Source organism: Caulobacter sp. SLTY (assembly GCF_009905535.1).
Classification (GTDB): domain Bacteria; phylum Pseudomonadota; class Alphaproteobacteria; order Caulobacterales; family Caulobacteraceae; genus Caulobacter.
Window position 1 is genome coordinate 42,349 of the sequence record NZ_JAAALA010000031.1, and the last position, 8,170, is coordinate 50,518.

The window sequence follows — 8,170 nt, forward strand, 5'->3', positions numbered from 1 at the left end:
ACTTAGAGCCCCGTGGTGATGTCGATCGACTGGCCTTCGGCCAGGGTCACGATGGCTTTTTTGACGTCCGAGCGACGGCCGATCCGACCACGGAAACGCTTGGTCTTGCCCTTGACGTTCAGGGTGTTGACCTTGGTGACCGTGACCTTGAACAGGGCCTCGACAGCGGCGGCGATCTCGTCCTTGGTCGCCGTATCGGCGACGCGGAAGACCACCTTGTTTTGCTCCGACAGGATCGTGGCCTTTTCGGTGATCACCGGGGCCAGGATGGTGTCGTAGTGGCGGGCGGTAGCGGCCATTACGCGGCTTCCTTCTGATCGGCGAAGCGGGCCGAGATCGCCTCGATGGCGGCCTTGGTCAGGACCAGCTTCTGGCGACGCAGCACGTCGTAGACGTTCAGACCGGCGTTCGGCAGCACGTCGATGTTCGGAATGTTGCGGGCCGCCAGCTTGAAGTTGGCGTCCACTTCCGGACCGGCGATGACCAGGGCGTTGGTCAGACCGATGGCGCCCAGGCTGGTCCGCAGAGCGGCCGTCTTGGCTTCGGTCAGGGCCAGGTCGTCAACGATGACCAGCGAGCCGTCCTTGGCCTTGGAGGACAGCGCGTGGCGCAGGGCCAGGGCGCGGACCTTCTTGGGCAGGTCGAAGGCATGGCTGCGGACGACCGGGCCGTGAGCCTTGGCGCCGCCGACGAACTGAGCCGCCCGGCGCGAGCCGTGACGGGCGCCGCCGGTTCCCTTCTGCTTGTACATCTTCTTCGAGGTCCGCGAGACTTCGTTGCGGACCTGGATCTTGTGGGTCCCGGCGCGGCGCTTGGCCAGCTGCCAGGTCACGACGCGCTGCAGGATGTCGCCGCGGATCTCGTCGATGCCGAAGATGGCGTCGTCGAGGTCAACAGAGCCGGCCTTGCCGCCGTCCAGTTTGATGACGTCGAGTTTCATTATTCAGCACCCTCGGCCGACGCTTCAGCAGCCGGGGCTTCCTCAGCGGGGGTTTCAGCGGGAGCGGCGGCGGCTTGCTGGCCGGCCTTGCGGAAGGCGCCCGGGACCGGGGCTTCTTCAGGGCGGGCAGACTTCACCGCGTCGCGGATCTTCACGTAGGAGCCTTCCGAACCGGGGACGGCGCCCTTCACCAGGATCAGGCCGCGCTCGGCGTCCACTTTCCAGACGGTGATGTTGAGGGTGGTGACGGTTTCCTGGCCGAGATGGCCGGCCATCTTCTTGCCCGCGAAGGTCTTGCCCGGGTCCTGCCGTTGACCGGTCGAACCGTGGGCCCGGTGCGAGACCGAGACACCGTGGGTGGCGCGCATGCCGCCGAAGTTCCAGCGCTTCATGGCGCCGGCGAAACCCTTACCGACGGTGATGCCCTGGATGTCGACCTTCTGGCCGGCGACGAAGTGGTCGGCGGTGAACTCCGCGCCCACGTCGATCAGGGAGTCTTCGTCAACGCGGAATTCGGTGACGATCCGCTTGGGCTCGACCTGAGCCTTGGCGAAGTGGCCACGCATGGCGTTGGAGGTGTTCTTCGGCTTCTTCGCGCCAGCGCCGAGCTGGAGCGCGACGTAGCCGTCACGGTCCTGGGTCTTGTGACCGGTCACGGTACAGCCGTCGAGCGACAGGACAGTGACGGGGACGTGTTGGCCGGCTTCGTCGAAGAAGCGGGTCATGCCAAGTTTCTTGGCGATCAATCCGGTACGCATCGGTTCGATCCCCTTACAGCTTGATCTCGACGTCCACGCCGGCGGACAGGTCGAGCTTCATCAGCGCGTCCACAGTCTGCGGGGTGGGGTCGACGATATCGAGCACGCGCTTGTGCGTGCGGATTTCGAACTGCTCGCGCGACTTCTTGTCGACGTGGGGCGAGCGGTTGACGGTGAATTTTTCGATCAACGTCGGCAGGGGGATCGGCCCCCGGACGGTCGCGCCGGTTCTCTTGGCGGTATTGACGATCTCGCGCGTGGAATGGTCCAGCACGCGGTGGTCAAAGGCCTTGAGCCGGATGCGGATGTTCTGACGATCCATATCGCTCTTCTATTCCCCAACAGACGGCGGCCCGTCCGCGTGATCTCGAACCATTTCAAAGACCAGCCCGATCACCTCGAAAGGTGCTCGGATACGCACAAGTCCGCAAAAAACGAGAGGCCCACGCTGGTTGCCCGGCGAAGGCCTTTTCAGCCAGGGATCCCGAATGGCGCCCTGGTGTTTCTGCGCACCGCGTCTGCCCAAGGGCACTGCCGGTCCAACAGGAGGCGCGCTATTACCCCTCGAATCCCATGGCGTCAAGGCTTGTGGGCCTCTTCGCTCAACAGGATCGACGGGCGCCGACGCGCCGGAGCGCGCTCTATAGAGAGATTCCAACGGCGCGCCAGAGGGAACGCTGTGGCGACAGAAAAAAGGGGCGCGGCCTTTCGACCGCGCCCCTGCCCTGCCGCATGGCGGAGAGCCTAGTTTCGCTTCATGTCGAATGGTCCCACATGGACCGACCCGGAGCCCATCGCGGATTTGTCCACGGAGCCGGCCTTGGTCACCCAGACATTGCCCGAGCCCATGAAGCTGGCGTCCACCTTCTGGGCCTCTCCGGCGAAGCGGATGTCACCCGAACCGGCCACCGACACGTCTACGGTCGGCGCGCGGCCGCCGAAGATGCGGACGTCACCCGAACCCGCGATCGAAACGTCCAGGTCGCCGTTCAGCGAAGCCATGACCACGTTGCCCGAACCGGCGATGGAAATGTCGGCGGCGCCGTTCACCGCCTTCACCTTGGTGTCGCCCGAGCCGGCCACGCTGAGGTCCAAGCCGCCTGTGTTGCCGGCGAGCACGTCGCCCGAGCCGGCCTGCGCGACTTCCAGTTGGCCGCTGACGTCGGCGATGGTCCAGTCGCCGCAGCCGGCATTGCCCAAGCTGACGCTGCTGGACCGGCCGATATAGCCCCACACCGCTCCGCCAGCGCTGATATCGACGTCGCGCGGGGTGTAGATGGTGACTTCCGGCATCTGGGCCCAGCTGATCTTGCCGACGTCGCGGACATCGACCGTGGCCGTCTCCAGCGTGCCGCTGCAGTTGCGGATCTTCCCGTGGCGCAGTTCGCCGTCGATGATCGTTCGGTCGCCCTTCTTGTAGACCTTCAGGGGCAGGCGGCTGTCGCCCTGCTTGATCACCACCTGCACATCCGTGCGGTCCTGCGGGACCACGGTGACGCGGGCGACCGCATACTTGATCTCTACCGAAGGCTCCTTGGCCTCGGCGGCGACAGCGGTGGAAAAGGCGGCTACGGCGGCGAGGCCGGCGGCGGCGAGAACGCGCATGGTTTGGGTCTCCCTCTCGAATTCAGTGAGGGGACGCTATGACGGGTCGCTGCGGAAGACAGCTTAAATCGGGGTCATGACCAAAGGTTCATGTCCGACCCGAAACAATCACGCCGCCTTCTTGCCCTGCTCCGCCAGCGCGAAGCTGCGCTCATAGTCCTTGATCAGGTTCGGCACGAAGCCCGCCTTCTTCATCGCCAGGGACGCGGCCCACAGCGCGGCCTGGGCCGGCGTCGGAGTCTTGCCCATCGGCGCCGGCGCCATGCCCCAGCGGCGGAAGACGCCGTTGGCGTAGTGTGCGCCGCGCATCAGCCGGGTGCCCCAGGTCTGGAAGTCCAGCGACAGGGAGACGTTGAACACCCCCTGGTTCTCCACCCGGTGGGGCGCGTACAGCGGCCAGGTCAGCGCCTGCCCCGGCTGCAGCTCGACCACCTGGGCGTCGCCGTCGAAGGCCATGCGATAGGGCAGCTCCTCGGCCTGCACCCGCATGATCACCTTCTCGACCGACGGCTGCGGCAGATGCGCCTCGTCGGTCGGATAGACCCACAGCTTCTTGACCCCGCGCAGGTGGAACAGCACCACGCCAGCGGCGTCGAAATGGTAGGGCACCTTGGTCTGCGGCGATGACAGGATCAGCTGGCCGGTCACCTTGATCGGCTTGACGCCCAGGTCCTCGGCGATGGCGTCGAACGCCGGCTGGATGTGTCTCCACAGCTCCGGATGCGCCTCATGAGCGTCGCGCAGGTTGACCCACACCCGGCCGCCCTGAATCGCCTCCAGCAAGGCCGCGCCATCGGCCCGGCCACGGTCGCCGGTCGCCAGGCTGACCTGGCCCTCGGCGTCGTAGCTGTAGGCGTTGATGTCCAGCAGTTCCTCCGGATAGGTCTCCAGCACGCGCGCCAGGGCGGCGTCCTCGACCAGGCCGGTCTTGTGGATCTGGTGGTCATAGACCTTCGGTTGGGTCAGCCAGGTCATGGGTTCTATCCGTCAGAGGCAGATGGCGGCGGCCAGCAGGGCGCCGGCGGCGGGAGGGGGTCGAACGCGGGTGGCCATGGCCGATGCGGCGGCGCCCAGCGCCCTCACCCGGCCGATCGTGGTGGTCTCGCAGGCGTCGATCACGGCCCAGCGCCGGCGCACGCTCTGCGCCAGGCTGGAGTCGCCGGCCATGGCCTTCATCAGCCCGTCCTCGACCACGGCGCCTTCCCAGACCTGACGCTCGGCGTCGCAGAAGTACTTCTTGTAGGCCTCGCCCTCGAACCCGAAGTCGAACAGCTTCACACCCTCGGCCGACAGGGCCTGCATGGCATCCATGCTCAGCAGCATGCCCGGCGAGAACTTCGCCCCCTCGGCCTCGTAGGCCGGCACCCAAAAGTGGTAGTGCGCACCCCCGCGCAGGCCGATCTCATAGGCCATCGGCCGATCACCGGCGTACAGCACCGCCAGCCGCGCCCCGAAGGCCGGATCCTTGTGAGTCAGCAGCGCGCGCAACATCTCCACCGTCCAGCCGCAGGCGAAGATGTCGTGCCGCCGGGTGCGCCGGTATTGCTCCTGTTTCAGGCCGATCAGCCGCTCGAAATGGGACAGGTCGCCATTCGCCTCGAACCGCACCGGCCCCAGGTCCCGCTCCATCGACCGCCGGACCCGTTCCTTGTCCCGCACGAACTTGCCGAACTTGGCCTTGCGATCCGCGTAGTAGGCGTCCCACCCGGCCGACAGATCCGCCAGCAGAGTGCGGGCGGACGTCCGGCCCTCCCCCTCGCCCGCGGGCCCAGCCCAGCCGGTGGCGGTGAACGAGCGAGCGTCCGTCAGCTCCGGCGCCTGCTCAAGGCCGATGACAAGACCCGGCTTGGCGATGACCGCATGATAGTCGTTCATCGGCGCGGCCAGCGGCTGTGCCGCCCCGCCCCGCCGCTGGTGCGGCAGGAAGCCGACCACATCGCCGCCCTGATGCAGCACCGCCAGCCGCGCATCCGGCGCGACCTCACCGGCGATGGCCGTGAAATCGGGATGGAAGAAAGGAGACTCGTAGGCCGCGTCGGCCGCGACCCACTCGAGCCACAGCGCGCGTTCGGCGGACGTCAGCGCGTCCGTTCCGATGATCTCCACGCTCAGCTGTCGGCCCAAAACGGAACCCTCCGGTCATTCTGACCCGTGCCCCCGCAAGAGGCGTACCACTCCGCTCTACCGGCGATAGGCGAACCGCCCGTTAAGCCGGGACGACAATTCGCATTAGTCTTGACTCATATTAGTGCGGACTACTATTTCTGGTGACAGTTAGGGAGACGCGAAGCATGATCGCCAACGCCATTGGCGCTGAGTTCCGCGCGCTCGTCGAACGCGAGCACCAGGGCAAGCCGGCCCGCGTGGTCGTCGCCTATCGTGACTATGACACCACGGCCGAAGATCTGTGGGACGCCCTGACCAACCCCGAGCGCATCCCGCGCTGGTTCGCCCCGGTCGAGGGCGACCTGCGGCTGGGCGGCCGCTATCAGGTCAAGGGCAACGCCGGCGGCGCCATCACCCGCTGCGACCCGAACGAAGGGTTCGACATCGACTGGGAGTTCGGCGGCGGCAAGAGCTGGGTCACCGTCCGCCTGGAGCCGAAGGGCGAGCAGACCCGTCTCGCGCTCGAGCACATCATGTGGGCGGACGACGCCGACCAGCACTGGAAACAGTTCGGCCCGGCTGCGGTGGGCGTCGGTTGGGATCTCAGCTTCCTGGGACTCGGCCTCCACATCGAAACCGGCGAGCCCGTCGACATGGAGGGCGTCAACGGCTGGTCCTCCGGCGATCAGGGCAAGGCCTTCATGAAGGCCAGCGCAGCCGCCTGGGGACGGGCCCATATCGCCTGTGGCGAAGACCCAGACGTCGCCAGCGCCATGGCCGCCCGCACAGCCGCCTTCTATTGCGGCGAAGCGGCTCCCTGATGCACGCCTTCGACGTTCTCGGCGACCCCGTGCGGCGGCGGCTCCTGGAGCTGCTCGCCGAGGGCGAACGCACCTCCGGCGAGATGACCGACATCGTCCGCGCCGAATTCGGCATCACCCAGTCAGCCGTCTCCCAGCACCTGCGCGTGTTGCGCGACAGCGGCTTCGCCACCGTCCGTCCGGAAGGCGCCCGCCGGGTCTACGCCGTGCAGGCCGCGCCCATGCGCGACGTCGATGCATGGCTCGAGCCGTTCCGCGCCTTCTGGGGCCACAGGCTCGAAGCGCTGGCCACCGAGGTGGCGCGGGGGAAGAAGGCGCGTGGGGAGACCTAGCGCCCCGCCGGCTGGAACAGCTCGACCAGATTACCCGCCGGATCCTCCGCCAGGATCTGCGACCCGCCCGGCCCGCTGAGGATCTCATTGCGGAAGGCCACCCCCTCCCCGCGCAGCCGCTCGACCTCGGCGGCGATATCCTCGACGATGACCTGAAACCGGTTCCAGCCGCCCGGCTCCGGCAAGCGCCCGTCCGGCATCGGCAGGCCCGCCGAACTCTTCTCCCCGCTCAGCAGCAGGCGCAGCGCGCCCCGCTCCAGGGAAGCAAAGGCGGGGGACGCGTTCATCCCGACCGTGAAGCCGAAGCGCCCGACATACCAGTCGACGCAGGCCTGCACGTCGCCGACCATGTACCGGACATTGACCGTCTCACTCATGGCGCTGCCTCCGCCTGGGGGTTCATGACGTTTGCCGAGTATGCGCAATCCGCCAACGTCGCGCCAAACTGAAACGCAAAAGGCCCCGGAGATTGCTCTCCGGGGCCTTCGCTGTCTCAGCCGTGAGGCGTGAGGCTTACTCGACGATCTTCGACACGACGCCGGCGCCGACGGTGCGGCCGCCTTCGCGGATGGCGAAACGCAGGCCCTGGTCCATGGCGATCGGGGTGATCAGCTCGACGTCCAGCTCGGCGTTGTCGCCCGGCATGATCATTTCCACGCCTTCGCGCAGCTTGATGATCCCGGTCACGTCCGTGGTCCGGAAGTAGAACTGCGGACGGTAGTTGGTGAAGAACGGGGTGTGACGGCCGCCTTCTTCCTTGGTCAGGATGTAGGCTTCGGCCACGAACTTGGTGTGCGGGGTGATCGAGCCCGGCTTGCAGAGAACCTGGCCACGCTCGACGTCTTCACGCTTGGTGCCGCGCAGCAGCACGCCGACGTTGTCGCCGGCCTGACCTTGGTCCAGCAGCTTGCGGAACATTTCGACGCCGGTGCAGGTGGTCTTCTGGACCGGGCGGATGCCGACGATCTCGACTTCCTCGCCAACCTTCACGATGCCCTTCTCGACGCGGCCGGTGACCACGGTGCCGCGGCCCGAGATCGAGAACACGTCTTCCACCGGCATCAGGAACGGCAGGTCGACCGGACGGTCGGGCTGCGGGATGTAGGCGTCGACCGAGGCCATCAGGTCCAGGATCCGCTGTTCGCCGATCTCCGGGGTCTTGCCTTCGACGGCGGCCAGGGCCGAACCCTTGGTGATCGGGATGTCGTCGCCCGGGAAGTTGTACGAGCTGAGCAGCTCACGCACTTCCATTTCGACGAGCTCCAGCAGCTCTTCATCGTCGACCATGTCGACCTTGTTCATGAACACCACCAGGGCCGGCACACCGACCTGACGGGCCAGCAGGATGTGCTCGCGGGTCTGGGGCATCGGGCCGTCGGCGGCCGACACAACCAGGATGGCGCCGTCCATCTGCGCCGCGCCGGTGATCATGTTCTTCACATAGTCGGCGTGGCCGGGGCAGTCGACGTGGGCGTAGTGACGGTTGGCCGTCTCGTATTCCACGTGCGCGGTGTTGATGGTGATGCCGCGGGCCTTCTCTTCCGGCGCCGCGTCGATGTCGGCGTAGGACTTGGCCGTCGCGCCGCCCGACTTGGCCAGCACCATGGT

At 66.9% G+C, this 8,170-nt stretch carries 11 protein-coding genes; 2 read left to right on the forward strand and 9 right to left on the reverse strand.

The annotated features are described in order from the left end of the window. Positions 1-2: 2 nt before the first annotated feature. From GVN21_RS16360 to GVN21_RS16390, 7 genes are all read right to left on the reverse strand, one after another. Entirely contained in the window at positions 3-299 is a 297-nt protein-coding gene (locus GVN21_RS16360) for a 50S ribosomal protein L23 (RefSeq protein WP_166575807.1), read from the reverse strand. Further along, entirely contained in the window at positions 299-940 is a 642-nt protein-coding gene (rplD, locus tag GVN21_RS16365) for a 50S ribosomal protein L4 (protein WP_166575808.1), read from the reverse strand. The genes GVN21_RS16360 and rplD overlap by 1 nt, the downstream gene beginning before the upstream one ends. Beyond that, complete coding sequence (rplC, locus tag GVN21_RS16370; RefSeq protein WP_166575809.1) at positions 940-1,698, reverse strand: 50S ribosomal protein L3; 759 nt, start codon at positions 1,696-1,698, stop codon at positions 940-942. Before rplC ends, rplD begins: the two co-directional genes overlap by 1 nt. Positions 1,699-1,711: 13 nt before the next feature. Continuing rightward, positions 1,712-2,020, reverse strand: coding sequence for a 30S ribosomal protein S10 (gene rpsJ, locus GVN21_RS16375; RefSeq protein WP_004616952.1), 309 nt, complete (start codon positions 2,018-2,020; stop codon positions 1,712-1,714). A 422-nt stretch (positions 2,021-2,442) separates the two neighbouring features. After that, positions 2,443-3,303 (reverse strand): DUF2807 domain-containing protein, encoded by an 861-nt coding sequence (locus tag GVN21_RS16380; RefSeq protein WP_166575810.1) that lies wholly within the window; start codon positions 3,301-3,303, stop codon positions 2,443-2,445. A 108-nt stretch (positions 3,304-3,411) separates the two neighbouring features. Further along, positions 3,412-4,278: a transcriptional regulator gene (locus GVN21_RS16385; protein WP_166575811.1), complete on the reverse strand. Its 867-nt coding sequence runs from the start codon at positions 4,276-4,278 to the stop codon at positions 3,412-3,414. 12 nt (positions 4,279-4,290) lie between these two features. Continuing rightward, positions 4,291-5,427: a GNAT family N-acetyltransferase gene (locus GVN21_RS16390; protein ID WP_166575812.1), complete on the reverse strand. Its 1,137-nt coding sequence runs from the start codon at positions 5,425-5,427 to the stop codon at positions 4,291-4,293. Positions 5,428-5,594: 167 nt separating this feature from the next. Between GVN21_RS16390 and GVN21_RS16395 the strand changes: the two genes are divergently transcribed. Together GVN21_RS16395 and GVN21_RS16400 are read left to right on the forward strand one after the other, a co-directional pair. Next, positions 5,595-6,230 (forward strand): SRPBCC family protein, encoded by a 636-nt coding sequence (locus GVN21_RS16395; protein WP_166575813.1) that lies wholly within the window; start codon positions 5,595-5,597, stop codon positions 6,228-6,230. Next, on the forward strand, positions 6,230-6,562 hold the full coding sequence (locus GVN21_RS16400; RefSeq protein ID WP_166575814.1) for a metalloregulator ArsR/SmtB family transcription factor: 333 nt from the start codon (positions 6,230-6,232) through the stop codon (positions 6,560-6,562). The genes GVN21_RS16395 and GVN21_RS16400 overlap by 1 nt, the downstream gene beginning before the upstream one ends. Here the strand turns inward: GVN21_RS16400 and GVN21_RS16405 are convergent. Both GVN21_RS16405 and tuf read right to left on the reverse strand, forming a co-directional pair. Beyond that, complete coding sequence (locus GVN21_RS16405; protein WP_166575815.1) at positions 6,559-6,939, reverse strand: VOC family protein; 381 nt, start codon at positions 6,937-6,939, stop codon at positions 6,559-6,561. The two genes, GVN21_RS16400 and GVN21_RS16405, sit on opposite strands and share 4 nt — an antisense overlap. A gap of 136 nt (positions 6,940-7,075) precedes the next feature. After that, a partial coding sequence (tuf, locus tag GVN21_RS16410) for an elongation factor Tu (protein ID WP_166575816.1) occupies positions 7,076-8,170 on the reverse strand: 1,095 nt, incomplete at its 5' end.

Excerpts from the sequence above, each read along its gene's own strand:
- GVN21_RS16405 (WP_166575815.1), bottom strand. The coding sequence starts at position 6,939 with ATGAGTGAGACGGTCAATGTCCGGTACATGGTCGGCGACGTGCAGGCC.
- GVN21_RS16360 (WP_166575807.1), bottom strand. The coding sequence starts at position 299 with ATGGCCGCTACCGCCCGCCACTACGACACCATCCTGGCCCCGGTGATC.
- rplD (WP_166575808.1), bottom strand. The coding sequence starts at position 940 with ATGAAACTCGACGTCATCAAACTGGACGGCGGCAAGGCCGGCTCTGTT.
- GVN21_RS16395 (WP_166575813.1), top strand. The coding sequence starts at position 5,595 with ATGATCGCCAACGCCATTGGCGCTGAGTTCCGCGCGCTCGTCGAACGC.
- GVN21_RS16380 (WP_166575810.1), bottom strand. The coding sequence starts at position 3,303 with ATGCGCGTTCTCGCCGCCGCCGGCCTCGCCGCCGTAGCCGCCTTTTCC.
- GVN21_RS16400 (WP_166575814.1), top strand. The coding sequence starts at position 6,230 with ATGCACGCCTTCGACGTTCTCGGCGACCCCGTGCGGCGGCGGCTCCTG.
- rplC (WP_166575809.1), bottom strand. The coding sequence starts at position 1,698 with ATGCGTACCGGATTGATCGCCAAGAAACTTGGCATGACCCGCTTCTTC.
- rpsJ (WP_004616952.1), bottom strand. The coding sequence starts at position 2,020 with ATGGATCGTCAGAACATCCGCATCCGGCTCAAGGCCTTTGACCACCGC.
- GVN21_RS16385 (WP_166575811.1), bottom strand. The coding sequence starts at position 4,278 with ATGACCTGGCTGACCCAACCGAAGGTCTATGACCACCAGATCCACAAG.